28 protein-coding genes and 1 tRNA gene are annotated in these 25,890 nt (G+C 53.7%); 15 read left to right on the forward strand and 14 right to left on the reverse strand.

Annotation, left to right across the window (positions count from 1 at the left end):
* The first annotated feature begins 59 nt into the window (after positions 1-59).
* Together RIC05_RS01865 and RIC05_RS01870 are read left to right on the forward strand one after the other, a co-directional pair.
* Positions 60-251, forward strand: a complete 192-nt coding sequence (locus tag RIC05_RS01865; RefSeq protein WP_350041865.1) for a DUF2065 domain-containing protein — start codon at positions 60-62, stop codon at positions 249-251.
* A 202-nt stretch (positions 252-453) separates the two neighbouring features.
* Positions 454-1,953, forward strand: coding sequence for a DegQ family serine endoprotease (locus tag RIC05_RS01870; RefSeq protein ID WP_350047600.1), 1,500 nt, complete (start codon positions 454-456; stop codon positions 1,951-1,953).
* Positions 1,954-2,038: 85 nt separating this feature from the next.
* Here the strand turns inward: RIC05_RS01870 and serB are convergent, their stop codons facing one another.
* Positions 2,039-2,929 (reverse strand): phosphoserine phosphatase SerB, encoded by an 891-nt coding sequence (gene serB, locus RIC05_RS01875; protein WP_350047602.1) that lies wholly within the window; start codon positions 2,927-2,929, stop codon positions 2,039-2,041.
* A 196-nt stretch (positions 2,930-3,125) separates the two neighbouring features.
* Between serB and RIC05_RS01880 the strand changes: the two genes are divergently transcribed.
* The 8 genes from RIC05_RS01880 to ilvC all read left to right on the forward strand — a co-directional run bounded on the left by RIC05_RS01880 (position 3,126) and on the right by ilvC (position 9,214).
* Positions 3,126-3,380 carry a FitA-like ribbon-helix-helix domain-containing protein gene (locus RIC05_RS01880; RefSeq protein WP_350047604.1) on the forward strand — a complete coding sequence of 85 codons (255 nt, stop codon included), beginning with the start codon at positions 3,126-3,128 and terminating at the stop codon, positions 3,378-3,380.
* Positions 3,377-3,799, forward strand: a complete 423-nt coding sequence (locus RIC05_RS01885) for a type II toxin-antitoxin system VapC family toxin (RefSeq protein WP_350047606.1) — start codon at positions 3,377-3,379, stop codon at positions 3,797-3,799. Before RIC05_RS01880 ends, RIC05_RS01885 begins: the two co-directional genes overlap by 4 nt.
* A gap of 76 nt (positions 3,800-3,875) precedes the next feature.
* Complete coding sequence (locus RIC05_RS01890; RefSeq protein ID WP_350047608.1) at positions 3,876-4,130, forward strand: type II toxin-antitoxin system Phd/YefM family antitoxin; 255 nt, start codon at positions 3,876-3,878, stop codon at positions 4,128-4,130.
* Positions 4,130-4,561: a type II toxin-antitoxin system VapC family toxin gene (locus RIC05_RS01895; protein WP_350047610.1), complete on the forward strand. Its 432-nt coding sequence runs from the start codon at positions 4,130-4,132 to the stop codon at positions 4,559-4,561. Before RIC05_RS01890 ends, RIC05_RS01895 begins: the two co-directional genes overlap by 1 nt.
* A 36-nt stretch (positions 4,562-4,597) precedes the next feature.
* Complete coding sequence (gene miaA, locus RIC05_RS01900) at positions 4,598-5,542, forward strand: tRNA (adenosine(37)-N6)-dimethylallyltransferase MiaA (RefSeq protein WP_350047612.1); 945 nt, start codon at positions 4,598-4,600, stop codon at positions 5,540-5,542.
* Positions 5,543-5,694: 152 nt separating this feature from the next.
* Positions 5,695-7,458 carry an acetolactate synthase 3 large subunit gene (locus RIC05_RS01905; protein ID WP_350047614.1) on the forward strand — a complete coding sequence of 588 codons (1,764 nt, stop codon included), beginning with the start codon at positions 5,695-5,697 and terminating at the stop codon, positions 7,456-7,458.
* Between the two features lie 108 nt (positions 7,459-7,566).
* Positions 7,567-8,076 (forward strand): acetolactate synthase small subunit, encoded by a 510-nt coding sequence (ilvN, locus tag RIC05_RS01910; protein WP_350041870.1) that lies wholly within the window; start codon positions 7,567-7,569, stop codon positions 8,074-8,076.
* A gap of 118 nt (positions 8,077-8,194) precedes the next feature.
* Positions 8,195-9,214: a ketol-acid reductoisomerase gene (gene ilvC, locus RIC05_RS01915; protein WP_350041871.1), complete on the forward strand. Its 1,020-nt coding sequence runs from the start codon at positions 8,195-8,197 to the stop codon at positions 9,212-9,214.
* 56 nt (positions 9,215-9,270) lie between these two features.
* Here the strand turns inward: ilvC and RIC05_RS01920 are convergent, their stop codons facing one another.
* A complete protein-coding gene (locus RIC05_RS01920) occupies positions 9,271-10,467 on the reverse strand; it encodes an MFS transporter (RefSeq protein ID WP_350047617.1) in 1,197 nt (398 codons plus the stop codon).
* Between the two features lie 230 nt (positions 10,468-10,697).
* On the opposite strand from RIC05_RS01920, the gene RIC05_RS01925 reads away from it, so the two are divergent.
* The gene (locus RIC05_RS01925) at positions 10,698-11,606 is read left to right on the forward strand and encodes a pseudouridine-5'-phosphate glycosidase (RefSeq protein WP_350047619.1); all 909 of its coding nucleotides are present in this window, start codon (positions 10,698-10,700) and stop codon (positions 11,604-11,606) included.
* Positions 11,607-11,680: 74 nt separating this feature from the next.
* Here RIC05_RS01925 and RIC05_RS01930 read toward each other — a convergent pair whose 3' ends face one another.
* Complete coding sequence (locus RIC05_RS01930; protein ID WP_350047621.1) at positions 11,681-12,358, reverse strand: pyridoxamine 5'-phosphate oxidase family protein; 678 nt, start codon at positions 12,356-12,358, stop codon at positions 11,681-11,683.
* 150 nt (positions 12,359-12,508) lie between these two features.
* Between RIC05_RS01930 and pdxR the strand changes: the two genes are divergently transcribed.
* Together pdxR and RIC05_RS01940 are read left to right on the forward strand one after the other, a co-directional pair.
* Positions 12,509-14,029: a MocR-like pyridoxine biosynthesis transcription factor PdxR gene (gene pdxR, locus RIC05_RS01935; RefSeq protein WP_350047623.1), complete on the forward strand. Its 1,521-nt coding sequence runs from the start codon at positions 12,509-12,511 to the stop codon at positions 14,027-14,029.
* A 113-nt stretch (positions 14,030-14,142) separates the two neighbouring features.
* Complete coding sequence (locus RIC05_RS01940; RefSeq protein ID WP_350047625.1) at positions 14,143-15,627, forward strand: cryptochrome/photolyase family protein; 1,485 nt, start codon at positions 14,143-14,145, stop codon at positions 15,625-15,627.
* A 20-nt stretch (positions 15,628-15,647) separates the two neighbouring features.
* On the opposite strand, the gene RIC05_RS01945 is transcribed toward RIC05_RS01940, so the two are convergent.
* Positions 15,648-17,195: a CYTH and CHAD domain-containing protein gene (locus RIC05_RS01945; RefSeq protein WP_350047627.1), complete on the reverse strand. Its 1,548-nt coding sequence runs from the start codon at positions 17,193-17,195 to the stop codon at positions 15,648-15,650.
* 625 nt (positions 17,196-17,820) lie between these two features.
* On the opposite strand from RIC05_RS01945, the gene RIC05_RS01950 reads away from it, so the two are divergent.
* Positions 17,821-18,042, forward strand: a complete 222-nt coding sequence (locus tag RIC05_RS01950; protein WP_350047629.1) for a hypothetical protein — start codon at positions 17,821-17,823, stop codon at positions 18,040-18,042.
* 73 nt (positions 18,043-18,115) lie between these two features.
* On the opposite strand, the gene RIC05_RS01955 is transcribed toward RIC05_RS01950, so the two are convergent.
* The 5 genes from RIC05_RS01955 to infA form a co-directional block, all read right to left on the reverse strand.
* Positions 18,116-18,191, reverse strand: a tRNA-Phe gene (locus RIC05_RS01955).
* Positions 18,192-18,295: 104 nt separating this feature from the next.
* Positions 18,296-18,496, reverse strand: a complete 201-nt coding sequence (locus RIC05_RS01960) for a DNA gyrase inhibitor YacG (protein ID WP_350047631.1) — start codon at positions 18,494-18,496, stop codon at positions 18,296-18,298.
* Between the two features lies 1 nt (position 18,497).
* Positions 18,498-19,898 carry a ribonuclease E/G gene (locus RIC05_RS01965; protein ID WP_350047633.1) on the reverse strand — a complete coding sequence of 467 codons (1,401 nt, stop codon included), beginning with the start codon at positions 19,896-19,898 and terminating at the stop codon, positions 18,498-18,500.
* A 2-nt stretch (positions 19,899-19,900) separates the two neighbouring features.
* Positions 19,901-20,482 (reverse strand): Maf family protein, encoded by a 582-nt coding sequence (locus RIC05_RS01970; protein WP_350047635.1) that lies wholly within the window; start codon positions 20,480-20,482, stop codon positions 19,901-19,903.
* Between the two features lie 146 nt (positions 20,483-20,628).
* The gene (gene infA, locus RIC05_RS01975) at positions 20,629-20,847 is read right to left on the reverse strand and encodes a translation initiation factor IF-1 (RefSeq protein ID WP_007092059.1); all 219 of its coding nucleotides are present in this window, start codon (positions 20,845-20,847) and stop codon (positions 20,629-20,631) included.
* A 265-nt stretch (positions 20,848-21,112) separates the two neighbouring features.
* Between infA and RIC05_RS01980 the strand changes: the two genes are divergently transcribed.
* Positions 21,113-21,604 carry a GNAT family N-acetyltransferase gene (locus tag RIC05_RS01980; RefSeq protein ID WP_350047637.1) on the forward strand — a complete coding sequence of 164 codons (492 nt, stop codon included), beginning with the start codon at positions 21,113-21,115 and terminating at the stop codon, positions 21,602-21,604.
* 11 nt (positions 21,605-21,615) lie between these two features.
* On the opposite strand, the gene RIC05_RS01985 is transcribed toward RIC05_RS01980, so the two are convergent.
* The 5 genes from RIC05_RS01985 to murA all read right to left on the reverse strand — a co-directional run bounded on the left by RIC05_RS01985 (position 21,616) and on the right by murA (position 25,887).
* Positions 21,616-22,062 carry an arsenate reductase ArsC gene (locus RIC05_RS01985; RefSeq protein WP_350041885.1) on the reverse strand — a complete coding sequence of 149 codons (447 nt, stop codon included), beginning with the start codon at positions 22,060-22,062 and terminating at the stop codon, positions 21,616-21,618.
* Positions 22,063-22,068: 6 nt separating this feature from the next.
* Complete coding sequence (locus RIC05_RS01990; protein ID WP_350041886.1) at positions 22,069-22,545, reverse strand: UPF0262 family protein; 477 nt, start codon at positions 22,543-22,545, stop codon at positions 22,069-22,071.
* A gap of 43 nt (positions 22,546-22,588) precedes the next feature.
* Complete coding sequence (gene hisD, locus RIC05_RS01995) at positions 22,589-23,884, reverse strand: histidinol dehydrogenase (RefSeq protein WP_350047639.1); 1,296 nt, start codon at positions 23,882-23,884, stop codon at positions 22,589-22,591.
* Positions 23,874-24,533, reverse strand: coding sequence for an ATP phosphoribosyltransferase (gene hisG / locus RIC05_RS02000; RefSeq protein ID WP_350047641.1), 660 nt, complete (start codon positions 24,531-24,533; stop codon positions 23,874-23,876). The genes hisD and hisG overlap by 11 nt, the downstream gene beginning before the upstream one ends.
* 61 nt (positions 24,534-24,594) lie before the next feature.
* Positions 24,595-25,887, reverse strand: a complete 1,293-nt coding sequence (murA, locus tag RIC05_RS02005) for a UDP-N-acetylglucosamine 1-carboxyvinyltransferase (protein WP_350047643.1) — start codon at positions 25,885-25,887, stop codon at positions 24,595-24,597.
* Positions 25,888-25,890 lie beyond the last annotated feature (3 nt).

The following is a 25,890-nucleotide window of genomic DNA, read 5'->3' on the forward strand; positions in this document are numbered from 1 at the left end:
ATGTTCTGCCGGTGCATCGCATCTGACAGGATAAAGAAACCCCGGATACGTCCACGCCCATGAAGGAACTTGCTACAGCCATACTTCTGGCGATTGCGCTGGAAGGCATGCTTTATACGCTGTTCCCCGGCGGTGCAAAACGGGTGATGGAACTGGTTCAGGAAATACCTGAATCGCAATTGCGCATTGGCGGGTTGATTGCAGCGGTCGTTGCGATTGGTGCGATCTGGGCAGTCCGTATCTGGCTGTAAGCTCAGGAAAAACAGCCAGACATGAGCTTTTTGCCATGATGCTGCGCTAAGAATTCCTTCTTTTTCCCAAGAGCTGCCCAAATTCTGCCAAAGTCGCGCTTAATTTGTTTAATTAAGCGACGGGTAAAATAACAATCCCATCGCGCGCTGCATAAGTAGAATTACAAATACCGTGAACGCGGCAACGAACAGGATCAAACACATGCTACAAGCATTATACAACCCGGTGCGAATGAAAGTGACGTCTGCACTGGTGATTGTTCTCCTTGGCGTGACCAGTGTTTCGCACATCGCGAATGCCCGCCCCGCTCCTGAAAGTTTCGCAGACCTGGCTGAACGGCTCCTGCCCAGTGTTGTGAATATCTCTACCAGCCAGATGGTCGCTGAACGTCAGGGACCGGATTTCCAGTTCCCTCCGGGATCGCCATTTGAAGACCTGTTCCGTGATTTCATGGATCGCAACGGTCAAGGCGGCGAGCAAGGTGGTCCAGCCCCGCAGAAGCGTCGTGCGACCGCCCTTGGTTCGGGCTTTATCATTTCGGCTGACGGCTACATCGTGACCAACAACCACGTGATTGATGGTGCCGATGAAATCAGTGTCCGCTTCCATGATGGTGAAACCCTTGATGCTGAACTGATTGGCCGCGATCCGAAAACCGACGTTGCGTTGCTTAAAGTTGATCCCAAAGACAATGACCTGCCATTTGTCAAATGGGGTGATTCAGACAGCGCACGTATCGGCGACTGGGCGATGGCAATCGGGAACCCGTTCGGTCTTGGCGGCACGGTGACGGCTGGTATCGTATCGGCGCGTAATCGCGACATCAATCAGGGTCCGTATGACGATTTCATTCAGACCGACGCATCGATCAACCGGGGCAATTCCGGTGGCCCGCTGTTTAACCTTGATGGCGACGTCATCGGTATCAACAGCGCGATCTATTCGCCGTCAGGTGGCTCGGTCGGGATTGGCTTTGCCATTCCGTCAGGCATCGCCCAAAGCGTTGTCGATCAGTTGAAAGAATATGGTCGCACCCGTCGTGGCTGGCTTGGTGTTCATATCCAGACTGTTACCGAAGATATAGCAGACTCGGTCGGCCTTGACAGTTCAACCGGCGCCATGGTTGCCGGCGTGTCGGACGAAAGCCCGGCCAAGGATGCCGGCATCAAACAAGGCGATGTGATCCTTAGCTTTGATGGTAAGGAAGTCGAAAGCATGCGTCGCCTGCCGCGTATCGTTGCAGAAACCAAAATCGGCAAAGATGTTGATGTTGTGATCTGGCGCGATGGCAAGAAACAGACCGTTCAGGTCGAACTTGGCGAGCTTGAAGAAGAAGTCGTTGCCGCAAGTGCAGCCCCATCCGAAAGTGGCGAAGCCCCGGTAATCGCCGAGGCTGAACTTCCGGCTCTTGGGATGAAGGTTGCCAATGTTGATGATGCCCTTCGTCAGCGTTACAACCTTGCCGAAGGCACGGAAGGTGTGATTGTCACCGATGTTGCCAGCGACAGCTATGCCGCTGAAAAAGGGGTGCGTCCGGGTGATATCATCATCGAAGCATCGCACAGCTCGGTTACCAATGTCGAAGACGTCACCAATGCGGTCAAGTCCGCCCTTGAAGACGACAAACGCACCATCTTGATGTTGATCGAAACATCGGCTGGCCCGCGTTACTTCGGCCTGACACTTGCGCAAGAAGAATAAGCCAACCGGCTTTGATCTCTGATGAAAAAAGGGCGACCTGCATATGGCAGGCCGCCCTTTTTCTTTGAACCGTTATGACACGATATCAGGAAACGAAATCGGACTTTGCATAGCCCTGCAAATACAGCAATGCGGTCAGATCGCCGTGATTGATGCAAATGCGTGCCTGTTCCTGAACAGATGGTTTGGCGTGAAACGCAACCCCGGTTCCGGCAATCGAGATCATCTGAAGATCATTGGCACCATCGCCAACTGCAATCGCATCACCCGATGTGATGCCCTGCTCAGACGACAGGTTTTCTAGCGCGTCCACCTTGGCCTGACGATCAAGAACCGGCTTTTGCACCTTGCCGGTCAGCTTGCCATCTGCTTCGATCAAAACATTGGCCTGATCATAATCAAAGCCAAGCTCGGCCCGAACAGCCCCGGTAAAGAAATCAAACCCGCCTGATACAAGGGCGGCAAAGGCACCATTAGCCTTCATCGTCGCGACAAGTGTTTTCGCACCACCGGTATATTCAACGGTTTTCCAGGCTTCTTTGAGCATATCGGTCGACATGCCTTCTAAAAGCCCGACACGTTCATCAAGGGCGGCTTCGAAATCAAGCTCGCCATTCATGGCACGCGCAGTAATCGCCGCCACCCGTTCCTTGACCCCGGCAAACTCGGCCAATTCGTCAAGTGTTTCGCCGGTGACCATGGTGCTGTCCATATCGGCAATCAACAATTTCTTGCGACGTGCTGCGGCCTTTTGGGTCACGGCATCGACCGGCAATTCCGCCTCGGCCAGCGTGGTATCTGCAATATCAAGGGTGATGCCATCAAAGCTTAGATCGCATGCTTCGCCATCTGCAAGCCAGGTCACATCACCAACCAGTGCCCCGGCCCCCGTCAGGGCAATCGCCGCACGATCAATCACGTCTTTTGTCAGTGCATTCGAATTGGGGACGGCAATCAGTGTCAGTACCAATTTCATGGTCTGCAGGCTCCTTGGCGGAAAGGGCGTTGAACGGATTTGGGTTCTTTATCCGAATTGCGCCCGGCAAAGACAAGGAGTTTGTTAGGGTCTGGACTCATTCACATAACCGTCCTGATGAAACTTGTTATTTTGCATTCAATTCTATAAAATGAATTCAAATTGAAGTCGCCCTTGCCAGAATGAGGTAATAATCATGGGTATGATCACAGTCAGGAAAATTCCTGATGAAGTACATAACGCCTTAAAAGCAAGGGCCAAACGTCATAACCGCAGTGCTGAAGCCGAAGTGCGCGCCATTCTGGAAGAAGCTACGCGACCGGAAGAACGCCTGCAGATGGGGGACGCCCTGATGGCTTTGGGCCGCGAGGCCGGACTGACGGATGAAGATTTTGCCACCCTTGAACAAATCCGCGACAAGACCCCGGCAGAACCGATGGGGTTTGAATGATCCTTCTCGATACCAATGTCATTTCCGAGGCGATGAAACCCCATCCTGAGCCGACCGTAAAAGCATGGCTTAATGCCCAATCGGTCGAAACACTTTATCTGTCGAGCATTTCATTGGCAGAATTGCTGTTTGGCATTGCCGCCCTGCCCGACGGTCGGCGCAAGGACGCGCTTGGCAATGTTCTGGATGGTCTGATGCACCTGTTCGACGGACGTGTTCTTTCGTTCGATCCGGCGGCTGCCCGCCATTATGCCGAACTGGCTGCAAAAGCCCGGGCTGCAGGACGGGGCCTGCCTGTTCCAGATGGCTATATTGCTGCCATTGCCGTCTCACAGGGCTTTTCGGTCGCAACACGCGATATTGCCCCGTTCAAAGCTGCAAATGTCCGTGTCATCAATCCGTGGGACTGGGCAGAATAAACCGGCACCGGCACCTGAATGACGGTTTCCGCAACACCGTAAATGTAGTATTGTTGCTACATTCAGGAGGTCGCTCATGAGCATCACAACGATCACAAGCCGTGATTTCAATCAGGATACCAGCGGGGCGAAAAAGGCGTCAAAGGGCGGTCCGGTCATTATTACGGACCGGGGCAAGCCGTCGCATGTTCTGCTGTCCATAGAAGACTATCAGCAATTGACAGGCTCCCTGCCCTCTATTGTTGATCTTCTTGCCATGCCCGGAACAGATGCCATCACGTTTGAGCCGCAACCAGCACAGGTCACCCTGAAACCGGCTGATCTGTCGTAATGTACATCCTTGATACAAATGTTATTTCGGAATTGCGCCGGGCGGGACAGGGCATGGCAGATGATAACGTTGTAAGCTGGGCAAGTTCCGTCGAAACGACAAGCTTGTATGTCTCTGTCGTGAGCATTCTGGAAATCGAAACCGGTATTCTGCAGATCGCGCGACGCGACAAGGATCAGGCAACCGTTTTGCGCCGCTGGTTTGAAGGTCACGTTTTAAAGGCGTTTGAAAACAGAATTCTCCCGATCAATGAGGCTGTCGCCCGACAATGTGCGCAGTTGCATGTTCCCGATCCAAAATCAGAACGTGACGCACTCATTGCTGCAACCGCCTTGGTTCATGGTATGACGATTGTTACACGAAACACTCGTGACTTTGATCCGTCAGGTGTCAGACTGCTTGATCCTTGGCAGCCCGGAAAAACTGAATAGACACTGATTGATATGATGCCAACGACTTCTCAAACCATGACTGCCCCTGTCCTGATCGTCGCGGGCCCGACTGCGAGTGGTAAGTCCGCCCTTGCGCTTGATATGGCCGATGCGTTTGACGGTGTGGTGATTAATGCTGATAGCATGCAGGTCTATGAAGAACTGCGCGTGTTAAGTGCCCGCCCCGATGATTCGGAAACTGCGCGGGTGCCGCACCGGCTTTACGGGGTTCTTTCGGGTCGCGAAGCCTGTTCTGCTGGCAAGTGGCGCGACATGGCGATGGCCGAGATTGCCGAGTGTCACGCCAAGGGCAAACTGCCGATCATTACGGGTGGTACCGGCATGTATTTAAATGCCCTGACCAATGGCATTGCGCCGATCCCCGATGTGCCTGCCCGGATTCGCGATCTGGTCAGTGCCGAGTTGGCAGAATTGGGGCACGCAGCGTTCTTTGCCAAACTGACCCGGGATGACCCGGAAACAGCGGCAACACTGGATGGCACAAACACCCAGCGTTTGATTCGCGCCGCCGAGGTTTTTGCCCATACCGGCCGCGGATTGGCAAGTTGGCACAGCGAACCGGTCATAACCCCGCCCGAAAACATGAAATTCAAGAAACTTTGTTACATGCCCCCGCGCGACATTTTATATGACCGCTGCAACAGGCGTTTTGATCTGATGATCGAGCAGGGTGCAATTGATGAAGTGGCCGGGTTGATTGCCCTTGATCTACCGCCGAGCGCCCCGGTTATGAAGGCTGTCGGGGTCCGGGAGCTTGCCGCCCACCTTGCCGGTGAGATGGATCTTGAGACCGCAAAAGAGAAATCGCAGCGCGAAACCAGACGCTATGCCAAGCGTCAATTAACGTGGTTTCGCCATCAAATGACCGACAAGGAAATCATCGACGCGCAATATTCGGAAAGTTTGGCAGCAAAAATGCGTCATGATATTAACCAATTTCTGTTGACCACGCCAAAGTGAGGCGATAGGTTGGCGCTTCCCCCGCCTAAATGGCGGAAAACCGCCGTTTCGGCGGATTTTTCAACTCCAATTCAAGGATAATTGGATCATGTTTCAACCACGCGGTTATCACGCGACACGTTGTTGTCGCTAAGTAAAGAGGCTCGAAAATCATGGTAGAACGTATTTTGAACGGTTCGGAAGTCGTGTTGCAGGCCCTTGTAGATCAGGGTGTGGAAGTCGTGTTTGGCTATCCAGGCGGCGCTGTCCTACCGCTATATGACGAGATTTTTAAACAAAACCGAATTCGTCACGTTCTCGTCCGCCATGAACAGGCTGCTGTCCACGCTGCTGAAGGTTACGCCCGCTCGACCGGTAAGGTCGGCGTTGTGCTGGTAACCAGCGGCCCCGGTGCGACAAATGCAGTTACCGGCCTTACCGACGCGTTGATGGACTCGATTCCAGTTGTCTGCCTGACAGGTCAGGTGCCGACCCATTTGATCGGCAATGATGCATTCCAGGAAGCCGACACCACCGGCATTACCCGCCCTTGCACCAAGCATAACTATCTGGTGAAGGACAGCGACAAGCTTGCGCGTACAATGCATGAAGCATTCCACGTCGCATCAAGCGGTCGTCCGGGTCCGGTTGTTATTGACCTGCCAAAAGATATTCTGGTTGGCAAGGCGCCATACCTTGAACCGTCACAGGTTCAGCACCGGACCTATAACCCGGTGGTTAAAGGCGATCGCGGCCAGATCGAAGAAGCCCTTAAAATGTTGGCATCGGCCGAAAAGCCGATCCTGTATTGCGGCGGCGGTGTGATCAATTCCGGCGAACAGGCATGTAAATTGTTGGCCGACTTCACCCGCACCACCGGTATTCCGATCACGCTGACCCTGATGGGGCTTGGTGCGTATCCGGCATCCGACAAACAGCATCTTGGTATGCTGGGCATGCACGGCACGTATGAAGCCAACATGGCGATGCATGATTGCGATGTCATGTTCGCAATTGGCGCGCGCTTTGATGACCGCGTAACAGGCAATCTTGATTTCTTCTCGCCGGGATCGCAGAAAGTTCAGGTCGATATTGATCAAAGCTCGATCAATAAAAACGTGCCGGTCGATGTCGGGATTGTTGGCGATGTTGGGCATGTTCTTGAAGACATGATCAAAATCTGGAAAGCCAAACAGTACAAGGTTGATGCAAAAGCGCTTGATGGTTGGTGGAAAGAGATTGAGGGCTGGCGTGAAAAACGCTGCCTGTCCTACAAACAGCCAAAAGACGTGATCAAGCCGCAGCACGTTATTCGCCGCGTCCATGAATTGACCCGTGATCGCAAAACCTACATCACCACGGACGTTGGTCAGCATCAGATGTGGGCCGCCCAGCATTTCGGGTTTGAACATCCTTATGAATGGATGACCTCAGGTGGTCTTGGCACCATGGGCTATGGCATGCCAGCCGCCCTTGGTGTGCAGGTTGCCCACCCGGAAGCAACGGTTGTCTGCTTTACCGGTGATGCGTCGATCATGATGAACATTCAGGAATGCGCGACGCTTAAACAGTATCGCCTGCCGGTTAAAACCGTGATCCTGAACAACCGTTACATGGGCATGGTTCGCCAGTGGCAGCAGCTTCTGCACGGGTCGCGCTATTCCGAAAGCTATAGCGAAACCCTGCCTGACTTCGTCAAACTGGCCGAGGCATTCGGCTTTACCGGGTTGACCTGCAAAGATCCGGCTGATCTTGATGATACCATCAAGCAGATGCTGGAAATTGACGGTCCGGTGATTTTGGATGTCGCCGTCGACGACAAGGAAAACTGCTATCCGATGATCCCGTCGGGCAAGCCGCATAATGAAATGCTGCTTGGGCAGGAAACCAACGGCGACGAAGCCATTGATTCCGATGAAGGGATGGTTCTGGTCTGATCCGCAGCGAGAGCGCGTGCGAGACGATATCATCAAAACCATAAATTAAAAGCCGGTTCGGGTGGCGACCTGATGTTGCCCCCGCCCCTGCTCTAGCGGAGCGAGACCGTGAAAGAAACCGAAATTTCGAAACACACAATATCCGTTCTGGTGGATAACGAATCAGGCGTCCTTGCCCGTGTTATCGGGCTGTTCTCTGGTCGTGGCTATAACATTGAAAGCCTGACCGTGGCAGAAGTCGACGCCGATGCCCACCAGTCGCGCATCACTGTCGTTACCTCGGGAACCCCGATGGTCATCGAACAGATCAAGGCACAGCTTTCGCGCCTTGTCCCGGTTCACAAGGTCAGCGATTTGACCTTGGCGGGGCCATGTGTCGAACGTGAACTTGCCTTGGTCAAAGTGATCGCAACGGGCGAACAGCGTGTTGAGTCCCTGCGCATTGCCGATATCTTCAAGGCCCGCGCAGTCGATGCGACCAATAATTCCTTCGTTTATGAAATCATCGGCAGCCCCGAAAAGATTGATGCCTTCATTAAATTGATGGCGCCGCTGGGGCTTTCGGAGATTTCGCGTACTGGTGTGGCTGCGATTTCACGCGGCACGCTAACGATGTGAGTTTGCCCTGTCCGGTGATCCGCATCGGGCATGGCATTGGGGTTTCATCCCCGAAATAATTATTACCATCCACCACGCATAAAATTCAGCGTGGTCCAACGTCCAGAGGTATCGAAAGATGCGTGTTTATTACGACCGCGATGCAGATGTTAATCTGATCAAAACCAAAAAAGTTGCCATCATCGGTTACGGTTCGCAGGGTCATGCCCATGCGCTTAACCTTCATGATTCCGGCGTTAAAGAAGTTGTTGTTGGCCTGCGTGAAGGTTCTTCTTCGCGTAAGAAAGCTGAAAACGCCGGTCTGAAAGCCATGACCCCGGCTGAAGCCGCAGCATGGGCCGACGTTGTCATGATCCTGACACCGGATGAACACCAGGCAGCAATCTATGCAAACGAACTGCGTGACAACCTGAAACAGGGTGCTGCACTTCTGTTCGCACACGGTTTGAACGTTCATTTCGGCCTGATCGAGCCACGCGCTGATCTTGACGTCATGATGATCGCACCAAAGGGTCCTGGCCACACGGTTCGTTCCGAATATAAACGTGGCGGCGGCGTTCCTTGCCTCGTCGCAATCGAACAGAACGCTTCGGGCAATGCCCTTGAAGTGGCGCTGTCTTATGCTTCGGCAATTGGTGGCGGCCGTTCGGGCGTGATCGAAACCAGCTTCCGTGAAGAATGTGAAACCGATCTGTTCGGCGAACAGGCTGTTCTGTGTGGTGGTCTTACCCAGCTGATCAAATACGGCTTCGAGACCCTGACCGAAGCTGGTTATGCTCCGGAAATGGCATATTTCGAGTGCCTGCACGAAGTGAAACTGATTGTCGATCTGATGTATGAAGGCGGTATGGCCAACATGCGTTACTCGATCTCCAACACCGCAGAATACGGCGACTATGTCACCGGCCCGCGTGTTATTGATCCGTCGGTCAAAGAACGCATGAAAGAAGTTCTTGCCGACATTCAGGAAGGCAAATTCGTTCGTGACTTCGTTCAGGAAATGCATTGCGGTGAGCCGATGTTCAAAGCAACGCGTCGCCTGAATGCAGAACACCCGATCGAAGAAGTTGGCACCAAACTGCGCGCCATGATGCCGTGGATTGCTGCAAACCAGCTTGTCGACAAAGAAAAGAACTAAGCTTTTCGCTTGGATGCTTTTACGCAAACGGCCGTCCCGATGGGGCGGCCGTTTTGCTATTTGGCACCCTGTTTCATTTGCCGCACGGGAAACCGAAGCTCTGTAACCACCCAGATCAATACACACAGGATCGAAACGCTTGATCCAAGGGTGACAACAGCAGCCCACCCGCCGATGCCATAGGCCACCGCCGAACTGGCCGACCCACAGGCCCCGCCAAGGAAGTAACTGGCCATATAGCCCGTGGTGAGGCGGCTTCGTGCTTCGGGGGTTAGGCGATAGACCTCGCTTTGATTTGAGATATGAGCACCCTGAATTCCAAGGTCGAGCAACACCACCCCGATCGCAAAGGCAACCAGCGACCATTGCCCATAATACAGCAACGTCCAACTAAACACCGTGGTCATCAGAAACCCACCAGTGCTTAGCCGTGCCCAGCCCTTATCGGCCAGCCTTCCGGCAATGCGGGCAGCGAGGATACCAATCGCGCCGATCAGGCCATATAGGCCAATGACAGCTTCGGACATCTCATATTGGCGCACCAACATGAAGGCCATCGACGTCCAGAAGATGCCAAACACAGCATATTGCAGTCCGCCAATCAGGCTTCGGCGGCGCAGGACCGCTTCGTCACGAAACAGATGCAGGATGGAAACATAAAGCGTTCTGTAACTGGTGTGCGAAGTTGGCGGGATATGGGGAATAATCCGGTAACAGGCGACGGAATAAAACGCCATCAAGACCGATGCGACGATGAAAACCGACCGCCATCCGGCCAATTCCGCCATGATGCCCGAAAATGTGCGGGCCAGAAGGATCCCCAGTAACAAGCCACTCATCACCGCCCCGACCGCAGCCCCGCGTTTATCATCGCTGGCAAGGTGGGCGGCCAAGGGCACCAATATCTGTGCAGTTACACAAGTGATGCCGACCGTGATGCTAAAAGCAACCAACATCAAAAATGACGGCGCCAATCCAATGGCCAGCAACCCCAAGGCCGTCAGGGCGGATGTGATGGTAAGTAACTTGCGCCGTTCATGATGATCGCCAAGGGGCACCACCGTAATCAGACCGGTCAGATAGCCAAGCTGTGCGACCGTCACCAGCAAACCGGCACTGGTTTCACTCAACCCATATTCACGGGCAAGCAGTTCAAGCAAGGGCTGCACATAATACAAACTGGCAACGGACAGGCCGCTTCCGACCGCCATAAAGGCCAGAAGACCGGTCGTCAAAGTGGGCTTGGCATTCATAGCGGAAGGGCTCTGAGCTGGTTGGTGGTATCCCAAGATACCCGCCAAATCAGATGGTTACAATCAGATCACTGGCACAGGTGCGTTGCAGATACGGCAACGATGCAATGTCATATGCAAGGCAGCTATACTCAAACCATCCTTGATCTTTGTGCTTTGCACTGGATTTCACAGCACGATCTGTTTAATTCTGGCCTTTAAAACTTTAAACCAGATATGAGCATTTCGGAATGTCGGACACTATTGATATCGCCCCAGAAGTCGCAGAAGCCCTTGCTGCTGGCAAGCCGGTTGTCGCCCTTGAATCAACCATCATTTCCCATGGCATGCCCTATCCCCAAAACCTTGAAACAGCGCGCGCTGTTGAACAGGATGTGCGTGATAATGGCGCCATTCCGGCGACGATCGCGGTTATTGGCGGGCGTTGTAAAATCGGCCTGCTGCCCGAAGAACTTGAATATTTCGCCAAGGGCAGTGATATCCTGAAACTGTCACGCCGCGACATTCCATATTGCATTGCCAAAAAACGCGACGGCGCAACCACGGTTTCAGCCACCATGATCTTGGCGGAAAAAGCCGGTATTCGCGTCTTTGCCACCGGCGGGATTGGCGGTGTTCACCGTGATCTTGCCGGTAACTATGATGTATCGGCCGATCTGACCGAACTTGGCAAAACCAGCGTTGCTGTGGTCTGTGCCGGGGCCAAGGCGATCCTTGATATTCCCAAAACGCTTGAGCATCTTGAAACGCTTGGTGTTCCGGTTATTGCCTATGGCACCGATGAATTCCCGGCATTCTATTCCATCGAAAGCGGCCAGAAATCCCCGCTTCGCCTTGATAGCCCGGATGAAATCGCGGCATTCCTGAAATCGAAATGGGAATTTGGACTTGAAGGCGGTGTTGTTATTGGCAATCCGCCGGAAGCCGACAAGGCATTGGCCCGCGAGGCCATCGAAGGTGCGATTGATGACGCACTGGCCGCCGCCAAAACCCAGAACATCCTTGGCCGCGACGTTACGCCGTTCCTGCTTGAACGTGTGACCAAGCTGACCGAAGGCAAAAGCCTTGAAGCCAATATCGCCCTTGTCCGCAACAATGCGCGCCTTGGAGCAAAGATTGCGGTTGCGATGGCGGGCTAACCAGCGCCCAACGCGCACGAAACAAGACGGTAAACCAAAACAGGCTGGCAGTGATGTGCCAGCCTGTTTTGCATTTAACTTTTCAGAATGCCTTTGCCTTCAAACCCCGGCTTGATCTTGGCATCGTCAATTGGCGTGCCCCATTGGGTCACACAGGGCAAAACACCCGCCCAGACATCCCAATCGTAATCTTCATCATCATCCACCGGATCGCCGGTTCTGACCTTTGCCGAGACTTCTTTTAAGTCAAAGCCAAGGAACATGGTTGCCTTGAGTTCCTGCTTGTTGGGTTCGCGAATGGTTTCCCACCGGCCCGGTTCAAGCTTTTCAACAAACAGGCGGGAATGTTCCATTTTGCCGTCTTCATCAGATACCAGTTCGCCCTTGCCGTAAATCACGACAGACCGATAGTTGGCCGAATGATGAAAGGCCGAACGCGCCATCACCAAACCATCGAGATGGGTAATGCAAAGGCAGGCTTCTGCCCCCTCGGCAATCGCGGCCAAGATCCGGTTTTTCGACGCACCATGGATATAAATCCGCTCCCCCACCCGCCAATGGGCGGTCGGGATCATGGCCGGGCGTCCATTCACCACCGTGCCAACATGGCAAATCAGCGCGTCATCAATAATGCCGTGAACAAGTTTCCGGTCATAGGATGCGCGTTTGGGGCCACGCACAATTTTGGTATCGGGGTAAACTTCATACTGATCGGATGCGGGTTGTTCCGGCTTTGCGATGGTTTCAGACATGGCGTTCTCGTTTCATAAGTCTTGTGGTGGCTTTGATCGCACAGATTGCGCGGCTTTCGCGCCTGGTTGCCCCATCATGGTTAGAATTGGACTTTTCAAAAGGTCCATTATAATAAAAATGATAGAACCAATTATTTGATCAGGCTTGCCATGTCGCGCAGTGACTACAGCTGGATTTATCCAAGCCAAACCAATGATGGTAACGAAGCAGGATCGTTAAGCGCCTATCGCCGTTTGTATCACGGGATCAGGGCGGCAATCCTTGATGGACGCCTGCATCCGGGTGAACGCCTTCCGGCCAGCCGGGATTTGGCAAAGTCGTTGGGGATTTCACGCAACACGGTGGTCACCAGCTTCGATCTTTTGACATCCGAAGGTTATCTTGAAACCCGTGTCGGTGCCGGAAGCTTTGTTGCGGGGTCGCTTCCTGATCGCGACATGCATGCAGACCCCGACCGGAAGTCGCCAACATCAAAAACGGCCAGTGACCGCCCCTTGCGGCTTAGCCAAAGTGTCAAACGCATGCTGGAATATCAGCGACGTTTTCCACGGTTTCGCGTCGCGCGCCCGTTTAACCCGGCCACCCCGGACCTTGATGGCTTTCCATTTGATCTTTGGGCACGGTTGTTGCGCCGGTCCTGGCGGGCGCCTGATATTGATCTGACCATTCCCGACGATCCGCTTGGCCTGCCTTTGTTGCGGGGTGAAATCGCCAAATGGCTGCGTCAATCGCGCGGAGTCAATTGCCATGCCGATCAGGTGATGGTGGTATCGGGCGCGCAACAAGCACTTGATCTGATTGCCCGCGCACTTGTCGATCCCGGCGATATCATTGCCACCGAAGACCCCGGATATGAAGGCATTCGCGGCGTTTTGGCATCAAGCGGTGCGATGGTTCACCCGATCCCGGTCGATACGGAAGGTTTATGCGTTGATGGGCTTTCCCAAACCCGATCACCGGCCCGGATTGTTGTAACCACCCCGTCGCGGAATTATCCGCTGGGAACCACGCTTTCGCTTGCCCGACGCCTGTCACTCTTGCAATGGGCGACATCCAATGATGCGTGGATTGTCGAAGACGATTACGACAGCGAGTATCGTTATGACGGCCCGCCACTTTCATCGCTGCAGGGGTTGGATAGTGATAACCGGGTGATCTATGTCGGGACTTTTTCCCGTGTGATGTTTCCCGGTATCCGGCTTGGATATCTTGTGTTGCCGCCGACCCTGATCCCGGCATTTCGCGGCATGCGGGGATTTGCTGACGGGGTTCCGGCCCCCACCGCCCAAGCTGCCCTTGGGACATTCTTTGCCGAAGGGCATTTTGGCAGCCATGTCCGCAAGATGCGCCTGCGCTACGGCGAACGGCGCGCACACCTTAAATCCCTGATTTCCGAAACAGCCGGGGATATTTTATCGGTCATGCCATCGGATGGCGGGTTGCATCTGTGTGCCCGTTTAATCGCCGGGCATGACGATATCACCCTTCAGGAAAAGATGGTTAAGGCCGGGCTCGATTGTCGGGCACTTTCATCCTACTACCATGATAAATCACCCGAAAACCGCGAAAACCTGCCGCAAGGATTGGTGCTTGGATTTGCCGGTTGGAAAAAAAATGCACTTTCTGAAAGTTTCGGTGAACTGATCGAGATCATTAACCGTAGCAATTAATGTACCCCAAGCCAGAGAGAGCGCCACGGCGTCCCCCTTCCTAAAGTCGCGACGCTCTCTCCCCTAGGGTCCAACCGCCAAGTTTTACTCCCCCACGAACATCAGGAATGCAGATGACTGAACGCCCGATCGCAATCATGTGGTTTCGAAATGATCTGCGTCTGGCCGACAATCCGGCATTGATGGCAGCGGTAAAATGGGCCGATCAAAATAATGGCGTGGTCTTGCCGGTCTTTATCCTTGATCGCGTTATTTCCGATCAACTTGGCGGCGCAACCCGCTGGTGGCTTGAAAAAAGCCTTATCGCCCTTACAAACAGCCTGTCCGCGATCCGCAAGAATGAAGCAGGTCCGATGGCAACTTTGCGGCTGTTCACGGGTAATGCGGGCAACATCCTTGAAAACATTGCAGATCAGAACCCTGTTAAAGCCGTGTTTTGGAACCGGTTATATGACAGGCCATCAACCAGCCGCGATACCGAGATCAAAACCACACTGCAGGATCGTGGTCTGACTTGTGAAAGCTTTAAGGCCAATCTTTTGTTTGAACCGTGGGAGGTTAAAACCGGGGCCGGTACAGACTTTAAAGTCTACAGCCCGTTCTGGCGTGCCTGTCAAAAGCAACCTTCGCCGCGGGTGCCGCTTAAGGCACCTGAAAGCCTTGTCATCAGCGACATAAAGATAGACGGCGAAGTCGGACTGGATGCCCTTGACCTTGCCCCAAAACCATTTAACTGGGCAACCGGCTTTGACGAACGGTTTACCCCCGGCGAACAGGGGGCGAAGGATCAGTTGTTTGATTTTATAGATGATCGATTGTCCGATTATGCCGATCTGCGCGATCGCCCGGATCACCGGGTAACCTCGGAACTTTCCCCGCATTTGCGGTTTGGCGAAATAAGCCCTTATCAGGTGTGGCACACCGCCAGTCATTTTGCCGATGCCAATCCGGGCAAGGGGAAAACCGCCGCCAAATTCATGTCCGAACTGGGCTGGCGCGAGTTTGCCCACCATATCCTGTTTCATGCCAAAGACCTGCGTAGTGTTCCGTTGAACGCAAGTTTCAAACATTTCCCATGGTCGGAAAATGAAATTGCCCTTGAACGTTGGCAGCGCGGGCAAACCGGCTTTCCGATTGTCGATGCCGGCATGCGCGAACTTTGGCATACCGGCTATATGCACAATCGGGTGCGGATGATTGTCGGATCCATTCTGGTGAAGCACCTTTTGATCCATTGGCGCGATGGCTTGGCGTGGTTTGATGATACGCTTGTCGATGCCTGCCCGGCCAATAATGCCTTTTCATGGCAATGGATCGGCGGGTGTGGTGCCGATGCGGCCCCCTATTTCCGGATATTCAATCCCGTCCTTCAGGGCGAAAAATTTGATCCCGACGGCGACTATGTCCGCCAATGGGTGCCGGAACTGCGCGACATGCCTGAAAAATTCATCCACAAACCGTGGGATGCCGGCCCCTTGATCCTGAAGGCCGCTGGCGTCACGTTGGGCGACACCTACCCCGAACCCCTGATCGGACTGAAAGAAGGCCGTGAGCGCGCCCTGATCGCCTATCAGGACATGAAGCAGGGTGCCAGTTAAGCAAACACCCTGATCGGCTGTTACTTCCAGAATATTTTCTGATCGCCAAACAGCTTGGCGGCTTCTTCAAGTCCCAGAAGCTTATGATCAGCGCGTGCGCCAAACCAACCTGACACCAGCCCCACCGCAATCATGCCGTCTTTTGACAATTGCGGGGAAAGCGCCATCAGGCGCGCCTCTGCAACGGCGGCATCCTGAAGCTGCCCAAGAATTTCCTGCATATCGGTTAGTTTTGAGCGGAATTTTTTGACTTTCTTGCTGCCATAGACCGCGCCAAAGAAGTCCGTGCCATATCGCATCTGTTTCACATCCAGACGCAAGGCATGAAGTTGCGGGATGCTCAGCGATGCGATTTCACCGCTTCGTTTGGTCACGCGTTTATAGGACCGATCCAGAAGCGGTGCGGCCATCTCGGACACCGGTGCGGCCATGGCTTTCATTTGTTCGGCACTTGCCCCGGATGCCCAGCGCGAATAACTCGCCCACGCCCCAAGGAGTAAAAGCAACTGCCCATATTCCGGTTGATCCAGCATGGTGCGCGCCGTTGCCAAGGCATCTGCCCGTTGCTTTTGCGCTGCCACCCGCAATTCGGCAATACCGGCATGGTCGGGAAAACGTTCTTCGATCATGGGTAAGGTTTCGCCAAGAAACACGTCCCAATCACGCAACCCGTCGAGCCCTTTGGTGCAAACCTTAAGCAAGCGGCGCAGCAAAACAGCTTCGCCCGTCGGCAGGTTTTTCTTAAATAGATTCAAGGCAACGCGCAGGCGGCGCATGCCAACCCGCATTTGATGGCACCCTTCAACGTCAAGATCCTGACGCACGCAGACTTCGTTGCTCAGGATCATGCGCAGGCCTTGGGCCAACACCGCACGAAAGGCGGTTTCTGACGACATATCATTGGTCAGCGCCACCGGGGCTGCCCGAAAGGCACCTGAGGTTTTACCAAGATAAAGGTCGCGCCCCCTTGATGCCTTTGACCGCATGCTTAAAAGCATCGGAACCGTGCGTTGCAGTTCAAGTGCAAGGTCAAACAAGGCCGCCGGATGGCCTTTTTTAAGTTCGAACTCGACTTCGGAAAGCGGGGTTTCCTTATCCCCCGCCCGAACGACACCTAGGTCAATCGCCATTTCCATGACTGCATCGCGATAGGTCAAATCGACCGCACTGCGTTTAAGATCACTTTCAAAAATGCGTTCGATCTTTTTCTTCTTCACGAACTTGTTCAGGAGTTTTTTGACATCCTTGTCGGTGAACTTATCAAGATCAATTTCACCTTCTTCCAACTCGACTGTCCATTCATCGCGCGCAGGCAGGGCTTCGCGCAGCCCATTGGACGTCTTGACCGTTTGCTCCCACCCCTGCGTCCCCTTTTTGCGCAGGCGCACAGCAATGCCTTTGCCCGCCAGTGAAAGCTTGGGCGTGTCATGATAGATCGAGACAAGATGGGTCGTGATCAAACGACGGCCTTCCTTGACCTCGCGCAGAACCGGCGCATTTTTTAAACGCGCAACGTGTTTTGGATCGATGCGAAGTTTCAGTTCGATCTCGATCTGCTTCTCGGCCATGTTTGTCCCCTAGGCGTCTTTGTTCGGTATGGTGCGGATGCCATCATCATACGGTCCAGTCCGAAAACGTCTTTTGCTGCGGTACGCAGAAAGGGTAGCGGACTGTAAAATTTTCGCAACAAAAGCGCCAAACTCTTTTCCAATCAAGTGCTAAACGACAAAGAAGCGCTTTGCTCAACGTACTGTTTTCATTTGAAAATGATTTCACAGGCAGAGGTTCATTTAACCTATATCGATCGTCAAATTCATCGGATTTGAATGCGCACCACCAATTGCACATGGAACCCAACACCAAAAGAGCGACGATTCTACGCGTGTAACCGACTGCAAAAACAGCAGACCTTGTTGATTGTTTGCATAATCGCGACCGCCAGATAAAGTGGCCGAGACAACATTGGATTATAGGTTCTCAATGCAGATCAAAGTCTTGACTGTCATCATAATGCTGGGAGCCACATCGTGGCTTGGCGGTTGCGCAACACGACCTGACGTTACGTATAAAGGCTGGATGGCTGAACAAACACCCCCCAGCCGTCCCTACACACAGAACAAGACGGTTAAAATTGACTTGAACTGGTCACGTATCGGGCCTTTTTCGCGATATGATACCTGGCTTAGATCCAGCGTGTTTGAAGGCCGATTTGACGTATATGGCGCGCAGACCTGTGTTGGTAAGTTCGTGCGCAATGACGGGATGTTACCGGCCAATGGCTGGTGGGAAATTGCCTGTCCGGATAACAGCTTTGCTGGCGGCACCTTCCGTCTGACCCAAGAGGGCAATATCAATGCGACGGGTGCCGATGTAACCGGCGAACAGGTTACCTTTGATCTACCGATATCCAATTGATCAGCAATGTAAACCAATGACCAAAAGCAAAAAGACCCGGCCAATGGCCGGGTCTTTTTTGTCTTGGGAAAGATGGTGCCCAGAGGCGGGTTCGAACCACCGACACGCGGATTTTCAGTCCACTGCTCTACCAACTGAGCTATCTGGGCATCTTTTCTTTCGTCTCTGTTTCCAGAGTGTTCCTTGCGGAACGAGCGGGGTTATACAAACTCCACCGGACCTTGTCCAGACTCAAATCGCATTTTTTTTGCGATTAAAATTCTTCTTCATCTTCAAGGTCTTCCAGATACTCTGGCGGCTCGGTTGCCGGAATTGCGTAACTTTCATTCAACCATTTACCAAGGTCGCGATCAGCACATCGTTTCGAGCAGAACGGCTTATATTTTTCATCCGCTGGCTTGCCACAAACAGCGCAGTCGGAGATTGCTGTTTTCGTTATCTTTTTTTCGATCATTCTATTTCTTCTCCAACCGATAGGCGTCGTCATCAAGGTTCGGGTCCGCGATAATTTCCGGCGCAACCCCGAATGCATTTGCCAGAATCTGGACCGCATCCATGCGCTGCGCAAGTCTTTCGGCCATGCTTGGTGCAATGTAAAGCACCATCGCACCGACCTTGCCAGTGCGGCATTCTGCAATCATTGCCCGTATGATGGCATTCAGGGATGTTTCTTGCGAAGGCGTGTGGTGCGCCTGTTTGCTTAGAACACGGGCCAAAAGCGATTCGCCCGCCCGCTGACGGCTAAATTCATACAGGCCAAGGCGTGTAAAGCCACCGATCTGAACCGCACCGTCAAGCTCCGCCCCGAAAGCCGTTCGGATGGCGTCTTCAAACTTGTCACGGCCATTTCGGGTTTGCATCCGCAACGGATCAATCACAATCAACCCGCCGATATTGCGCAAGCGGATTTGATGAACAATTTCAGCCGCGGCCCGAAGGTTGACTTCAATCGCGCGGGCCTCGCTATCGCGTCCGGCATCCGCACCGCCCGCATTGACATCAATCGCACAAAGTGCGGTTGCAGGATCAATGGCAATCCAGCCACCGCCAGCAAGATCAACACGGCTTTGCAATGCCTCGCCTATGGCCTCTTCAATCCCCTGATCGTCAAACAGAAGCTGGCTGCCAGTGTGGCGCGTCAAATGAGCATCCGAGGCCCCACGGGCCTTTAAAACGCCGCGCAGCTGCACAAATTGGTCCGTGCCATCAACAATGCACTCATCCCCATGCATCAAATGGCGTTCGATCATTTGATCAAGGTCTGATTGTGCCTTGCAGACCAAGGTCGGTTTGGCCGGACTGGCAAGGGCTGTGACAGCCTTTTGCCATTGCGCCCTAAGCAAACGATACTCGCCGGCAATGGCATCTTGCGCCCAATCAAGGGCTGTACTGCGAAGCATGATGCCATCCCCGTCAACCTGCAGGGATTTCAACATCCCTGTCAGTTCTGCACGTTGTTCGGCGTCTTTGAGTTTACGGGGGAGTTCGATCAGTTTGCCACCGGGACGCAGGATCATGCCCACACCTTCAATCGCGATCCGCCCGGTAAGTTTTACGCCCTTGTCTTCAAAGCCAAGGCGGGAAACCTGAACCAGCACCCATTGTCCTTCATGCACAGGGCCGGGATAACGATCAAACGGCAGCAAGCCATCGGAAATGCCATCAAGGGCAACCATGGCTGCCGCCATTTCAGGCATGATTTTACGAATGCGTCCAAGATGGAGATCAAAACGCGCCGGTCCACCCCGATCAATCCAAAGACGGCTTAAACGGTCATTTTCAACAAGGGCCACCCTGCGTTCAAGCGCAACGGCATCAATCAGCAGGCGGCCAGTATGGTTTCCGCCAACTGACATGATCAGACCTCTTTGGGGTGATATCCAAGACCGCGTAAAAGACCATCAACTTCGCACAGCGACAATCCGACGACATTGGAATAGGAACCGGAAATGGCCTTTACAAAGGTAGCACCATAGCCCTGAATGGCATAGGCCCCTGCTTTGCCGCGCCATTCATCGTGGGATAAATAGCGACTTAGGTCTTCGGCACCCAACGAGCGGAATTTAACCTGCGTTTCAATCACACGCGATCGTTCCGTGCCATCGGGCGCGATCAGACACATTCCACCATAAACACGGTGGCGGCGCCCTGAAAGCAGGCTGAGGAATTTGCGGGCTTCTTTTTCATCCGATGCCTTGCCGATTGCCCGGCTGCCACAGGCAACGACAGTATCAGCAGCAAGCACAAAAGCCCCGCCATTGGTTTTCGCAATGGCACGGGCTTTTTCTTCTGCAAGGCGCAACGCAAGTCGACGCGGACTTTCGTCAGCCTTGGGCGTTTCATCGATATCCGCAGGAACAACCTGATCTGGCACAATTCCGATCTGCGCAAGCAGCTCAAGACGGCGCGGCGATGCAGATGCCAATATCAGTTTCGACAAAGCGCAGGCTCCCGGATGTCGGATCTTTAACCATGATAAGCATGTGGAAAACGCACATGCCTACTTTAAACAGCGATTTCGTTCCTTGGGCGCAAAGGTAAACCGCACACCAGACAAGGTCAATTTACGCTGTGAAAGGTTTCAGATTACTTGAAACGGAAGGTGATACGACCCTTGGTCAGGTCATAAGGGGTCATTTCGACGCTGACACGGTCCCCTGCGAGAACACGAATACGGTTCTTACGCATTTTGCCCGAAGTATGAGCAAGGATTTCGTGGTCATTGTCCAGCTTCACGCGAAACATCGCATTGGGCAGAAGTTCAACGACAGTGCCCTGAAACTCGATAACGTCTTCTTTAGCCATGTGACTCCTAGCTTTCGTATTGCAATATCAAAATACCGGTGGGGCGCAAACTGCTCTGAACCGCGCAAAAGGTCAAGTCCTTTCGCGCAACGGCCCGGCGGCCCAGCACTGCAACAAAGACATGACAGCACCATTTCAACCACCAACGAACCCAATAACCTCAAAGACCGTCATCAATCACGCCTCCTTACCCCTTTGCCCATCGCGATAATCGACCTATTGTTTACAGCCTTGTCGCGCCCCTACCCCAAAGGAAATCAACATCATGCGCCCCAAAGACCATCCTGAAATCCGTCTTGCCCAAAGGGATGATGCCCAAGCAATTCACGCCATGCTGTTTGAAATCGCCGTGACAACCGGCTCGGAAGACAAATTCAAAAGCACACCTGCCGATATCGCCCGTGACGGGTTTGGCGATCAGCCTTTGTTTGAAGCCATGATCGTAACCGATGACCAAAAGCCGATTGCGGTCTGCCTTTATTTTCCAAGCTATTCAACATTTCGCGGTCAGGCCGGGCTTTATGTTCAGGATCTTTATGTCGCGCCATCGCATCGCGGGGGCGGCTTTGCCCGCAAACTGGTCGCACATGTTGCAAAACGCGCACAAGAAACCGGCAAAGCCTATATCCGGCTTTCGGTCGATGCCAACAACCTGATCGGGCAGCGCTTTTATGAGAAGCTTGGCATGCGTCCTGCTGATGATGAGCGGATTTTTGTTCTTGATGGCCCGGCATTTAGCACACTTGCAGGCGAATAACCGATTGCCCGTCAAACCTTGGGGGCGGGTCCGACCGGGAAACGATCCAGAATGCGTTTTTTGATCTGATCGCGGACCTGACGATAGGCTTCAAGGCGGGTTTCGCGGGATCCTTCGATCATGGTTGCATCAAAGGTATTCCAGAATTCGACATCACAGGCCATCGTGCGGGTCATTTCCACGGCACGGTGCTGGGCTTCCGGTGACATGGTAATGATCAAATCAAAGAACCCGTCTTCAAGTTGATCGAACGTCTTGGACCGATAGGTCGAAATATCCAACCCGATTTCGTCCATCACGGCGACGGCAAAACCATCCACTTCGCCTGTGCGAACGCCGCAACTTTCAACATAAACACGTGTCCCGTGATAATGCCGCATCAAGGTGGCTGCCATCACGGAACGAACGGCATTGTAACTACAGGCGAAAAGAACTGAGCCGGGGAGTTCTTCTGCCACTGCGCCTTAACCCCGAATGTGAAGAACACAAATCAGCGTAAACAGGCGACGCGCAGTATTTTCGTCAATCGTCACCTTCTCGGCCAGAAGTTCGCGCAGTTGTTCGGACCCTTCGTTATGAAGGCCGCGGCGGGCCATATCGATGGTTTCGATCTGAGATGCGCTGGCCTTCTTGATCGCGTCATAGTAGCTCTCGCAGATCATGAAATAGTCTTTCACAATCCGGCGGAACGGCGACAAGGGCACAGGAATGGTTGTCAGGTTTTCGCTGTCATCATCGCCACGCACATCCATATAGATGCGGTTTTCTTCGATGCGCATGTGAACCGAATAAGGCCCTTCGAACCCGCCAGCAGGTTCAAAATGGTTATCCTCAAGCAGGTCATAAATTGCGACCGCCTGTTCATGTTCGACTTCGGGGCGGCGACGTACCTTGTACTTTTCGTCAAGATAGATACCGGCGATACACTGATTTGGTGCCATGGCTCTCTCCCTGCGGTCCCGTTACGCGCTGCACTGCAACAGCTTACATCTGGTTTGACCGGATCGCTACTGAAAGTCCATGTGCTTGCAGACCTTCACTTTCTGCTAGCGCAATTGCAGCTGGCCCAATTTTGGCAAGGCTTTCGGGCGTGCACTTGATCAGCGATGAACGCTTGATAAAGTCCAGAACCCCAAGACCGGAAGAAAACCGTGCCGAACGGGCCGTTGGCAATACGTGGTTCGGCCCGGCGACATAATCACCAATGGCCTCTGGCGTGTAACGACCCAGGAAGATCGCACCGGCATGATGAATTTCTTCTGCCAATGCATCGGGGTCATCAACCGCCAGCTCAAGATGTTCCGGGGCGATCCGATCCACAAGGGCCGGAGCCTGCGACAGATCTTCGACCAAAACAATTGCACCAAAGTCGCGCCAGCTTGCCCCGGCAATTTCCGCACGCGGCAAGGTTTCAAGATGCTTATCAATAGCAGCCTGAACCCGATTGGCAAAATCGGCGTCATCCGTGATCAGGATAGACTGCGCAACCGGGTCATGTTCTGCCTGCGACAGAAGATCTGCTGCGACCCAGCTTGGGTCATTGCTGCCATCGGCAACCACAAGAATTTCGGACGGACCGGCAATCATATCAATGCCGACCTGTCCAAACACGCGACGTTTGGCTGCGGCAACAAAGGCATTACCCGGACCGACGATCTTATCAACCGGTTTAATGGTTTCCGTGCCATAGGCAAGGGCGGCAACTGCCTGCGCCCCACCAATGCGGTAAATCTCGTCCACACCGGCGATACGGGCTGCTGCCAGCACCAGCGGGTTCATTTTATTGTCCGGCGTCGGCACAACCATGACAAGGCGCTCAACACCGGCAACCTTGGCCGGAATCGCATTCATCAGCACCGATGACGGATAAGACGCCAAACCACCGGGCACATAAAGCCCTGCTGCCGAAACTGCACGCCAGCGCCAGCCAAGCTCGACCCCAGTTGCATCGGTGTAGCGTTCATCGGCCGGCATCTGTTTGGCGTGATACGCCCCGATACGTTCAGCGGCCAGTTCAAGCGACTTTAAAAGTTCGGGCTCGATCTGTGTCATCGCGGCGTCGATTTCGGCCTTGGACACAGCCATGCCTGATGCATCAATATTCAGGCGATCAAACCGGTTGGTATATTCGCAAACGGCAACATCGCCGCGTTTCCGGACATCGGCAATGATATCAGCAACCGCGGCATCAACATCGGCATCCGATTCGCGCTTCATGCCCAGAAGTTTGACAAACTCTTCTTCAAACCCGGCATCGGTAATCGAAAGTTTAAGCGGCATTGAGCACCTCGGAGAAACGGTCGATCCATGGCTGCACATCGGTCGGACGGGTTTTCAGCGCCGTACGGTTGACGATCAGGCGCGAGGTTACATCCGCAACATGTTCGATCTCGCGCAGGCCATTGGCCTTAAGCGTATTGCCCGTGGAAACAAGATCAACAATGCGGCGGCACAGACCAAGGGTCGGGGCCAGTTCCATTGCCCCGTTCAGCTTGATGCATTCAGCCTGCACCCCACGTTTGGCAAAATGGGTCCGGGTGATGTTGGGGTATTTGGTTGCAACGCGCACATGCGACCACCGCGACGGATCATCACCGTCAACCATTTCATCGGGCTCAGCAACCGCAATACGGCAATGGCCAATGTTAAGATCCAGCGGCGCGTAAATATCCGGATAGTCAAATTCCATCAGGACATCATTGCCACAGACACCAATATGGGCCGCGCCAAAGGCAACAAAGGTCGCAACGTCAAAGCTGCGCACACGGATAATGTCGATATGCGGATGATTGGTGGTGAACCGAAGAGCACGGGATTTCGGGTCATCAAATGCCGCTTCCGGTTCGATCCCTGCGGATCGTACCAATGGCATTACTTCGTCAAGAATGCGCCCCTTTGGCAGGGCCAGCACCAGCTTTTCGTCACTCATCAATCAGTCGCCTTACGCGTTTGTCTGTCGTCTGGATCGGGTTTCGATCCCTGGATAACCGTTAGACGGGAACCCGGACACGTTCGATCTGCGCCCCACAGGCGCCAAGTTTTTCTTCAAGTCGCTCATAGCCGCGATCAAGGTGGTAGACACGGTTAATAACCGTCTCGCCCTCGGCTGCCAAGCCCGCAAGCACCATCGAAACCGATGCGCGCAAATCCGTTGCCATCACTTCGGCACCCGAAAGCTTTGCACTGCCGCGCACAATTGCTGAGCGGCCATGGACATTGACATCCGCACCCATGCGGCTCAATTCCGGCACATGCATGAAACGGTTTTCAAAAATCGTTTCGGTAATCATGGATGCCCCATTGGCCACCGACATCAGCGCCATGAACTGCGCCTGCATATCGGTCGGGAAACCCGGATAAGGTTCCGTCATCACATCAACACCCTTAAGCGTCGCGCGATTGCCGCTCACCTTCATGCCGTCTTTTGTTTCTTCGATCTCTACACCTGCTTTGCGCATCGCATCGACAAGGCTTTCGATCAGCTCGATCCGCGTACCGGTAATTTCAATCTCGCCACCCGTGATTGCCGCGGCAATCGCATAGGTGCCGGTTTCGATACGATCTGGCACGACGGAATATTCCGCACCATGCAAGCGTGGCTTACCGGTTACTTTCAACGTATCGGTCCCGATGCCTTCGATCTCGGCCCCCATCGCAACCAGACAATGCGCCAGATCGGAAACTTCGGGTTCGCGCGCCGCATTGGCAATGGTCACAACACCGTCGGCCAAGGACGCCGCCATCAGGGCATTTTCGGTCGCCCCCACAGAAACCTGCGGGAACAGAATATGTCCACCTTTCAGGCCTTCTGGTGCGCGGGCTTCGATATAGCCTTCGGTCAAATGGATTTCAGCCCCCATGGCTTCTAACGCCTTAAGATGCAGGTCAACCGGACGGTTGCCAATTGCACAGCCACCGGGCAGAGACACACGGGCCACACCGCACCGCGCGACAATCGGACCAAGGACCAGAACCGATGCCCGCATTTTGCGAACCAGATCATAGGGCGCAGTTGTGGAGGTGATTTCCTTGGCGGTCATTTCCAGAACACGGCCCGTATGCCCGCCATTGGGGGCATGCCCGTTCAGATGCAACGCCACACCGTGTTGGGCCAGCAAGTTCGCCATCGATGTGATGTCTGCCAGATGCGGCAAGTTGGAAAGGGTTAGCGTTTCATCTGTCAGCAAGGCTGCTGCCATCAGCGGAAGGGCCGCATTTTTGGCACCGCCAATTGCAATTTTACCCTGCAACCGGCGACCACCGGAAATCTTGATCTTGTCCATTCA

Source organism: Thalassospira sp., from assembly GCF_040218635.1.
Taxonomy (GTDB): Bacteria; Pseudomonadota; Alphaproteobacteria; order Rhodospirillales; family Thalassospiraceae; genus Thalassospira.

Excerpts from the sequence above, each read along its gene's own strand:
- serB (WP_350047602.1), bottom strand. The coding sequence starts at position 2,929 with ATGAAATTGGTACTGACACTGATTGCCGTCCCCAATTCGAATGCACTG.
- RIC05_RS01980 (WP_350047637.1), top strand. The coding sequence starts at position 21,113 with ATGCGCCCCAAAGACCATCCTGAAATCCGTCTTGCCCAAAGGGATGAT.
- RIC05_RS01895 (WP_350047610.1), top strand. The coding sequence starts at position 4,130 with ATGTACATCCTTGATACAAATGTTATTTCGGAATTGCGCCGGGCGGGA.
- RIC05_RS01920 (WP_350047617.1), bottom strand. The coding sequence starts at position 10,467 with ATGAATGCCAAGCCCACTTTGACGACCGGTCTTCTGGCCTTTATGGCG.
- RIC05_RS01990 (WP_350041886.1), bottom strand. The coding sequence starts at position 22,545 with ATGGCACCAAATCAGTGTATCGCCGGTATCTATCTTGACGAAAAGTAC.
- RIC05_RS01885 (WP_350047606.1), top strand. The coding sequence starts at position 3,377 with ATGATCCTTCTCGATACCAATGTCATTTCCGAGGCGATGAAACCCCAT.
- RIC05_RS01890 (WP_350047608.1), top strand. The coding sequence starts at position 3,876 with ATGAGCATCACAACGATCACAAGCCGTGATTTCAATCAGGATACCAGC.
- RIC05_RS01945 (WP_350047627.1), bottom strand. The coding sequence starts at position 17,195 with ATGGCCGAGAAGCAGATCGAGATCGAACTGAAACTTCGCATCGATCCA.
- RIC05_RS01870 (WP_350047600.1), top strand. The coding sequence starts at position 454 with ATGCTACAAGCATTATACAACCCGGTGCGAATGAAAGTGACGTCTGCA.
- RIC05_RS01940 (WP_350047625.1), top strand. The coding sequence starts at position 14,143 with ATGACTGAACGCCCGATCGCAATCATGTGGTTTCGAAATGATCTGCGT.
- pdxR (WP_350047623.1), top strand. The coding sequence starts at position 12,509 with ATGTCGCGCAGTGACTACAGCTGGATTTATCCAAGCCAAACCAATGAT.
- infA (WP_007092059.1), bottom strand. The coding sequence starts at position 20,847 with ATGGCTAAAGAAGACGTTATCGAGTTTCAGGGCACTGTCGTTGAACTT.
- RIC05_RS01880 (WP_350047604.1), top strand. The coding sequence starts at position 3,126 with ATGGGTATGATCACAGTCAGGAAAATTCCTGATGAAGTACATAACGCC.
- RIC05_RS01925 (WP_350047619.1), top strand. The coding sequence starts at position 10,698 with ATGTCGGACACTATTGATATCGCCCCAGAAGTCGCAGAAGCCCTTGCT.
- ilvC (WP_350041871.1), top strand. The coding sequence starts at position 8,195 with ATGCGTGTTTATTACGACCGCGATGCAGATGTTAATCTGATCAAAACC.
- hisG (WP_350047641.1), bottom strand. The coding sequence starts at position 24,533 with ATGAGTGACGAAAAGCTGGTGCTGGCCCTGCCAAAGGGGCGCATTCTT.
- miaA (WP_350047612.1), top strand. The coding sequence starts at position 4,598 with ATGACTGCCCCTGTCCTGATCGTCGCGGGCCCGACTGCGAGTGGTAAG.
- RIC05_RS01965 (WP_350047633.1), bottom strand. The coding sequence starts at position 19,898 with ATGTCAGTTGGCGGAAACCATACTGGCCGCCTGCTGATTGATGCCGTT.
- hisD (WP_350047639.1), bottom strand. The coding sequence starts at position 23,884 with ATGCCGCTTAAACTTTCGATTACCGATGCCGGGTTTGAAGAAGAGTTT.
- RIC05_RS01960 (WP_350047631.1), bottom strand. The coding sequence starts at position 18,496 with ATGATCGAAAAAAAGATAACGAAAACAGCAATCTCCGACTGCGCTGTT.
- RIC05_RS01930 (WP_350047621.1), bottom strand. The coding sequence starts at position 12,358 with ATGTCTGAAACCATCGCAAAGCCGGAACAACCCGCATCCGATCAGTAT.
- murA (WP_350047643.1), bottom strand. The coding sequence starts at position 25,887 with ATGGACAAGATCAAGATTTCCGGTGGTCGCCGGTTGCAGGGTAAAATT.
- RIC05_RS01905 (WP_350047614.1), top strand. The coding sequence starts at position 5,695 with ATGGTAGAACGTATTTTGAACGGTTCGGAAGTCGTGTTGCAGGCCCTT.
- RIC05_RS01865 (WP_350041865.1), top strand. The coding sequence starts at position 60 with ATGAAGGAACTTGCTACAGCCATACTTCTGGCGATTGCGCTGGAAGGC.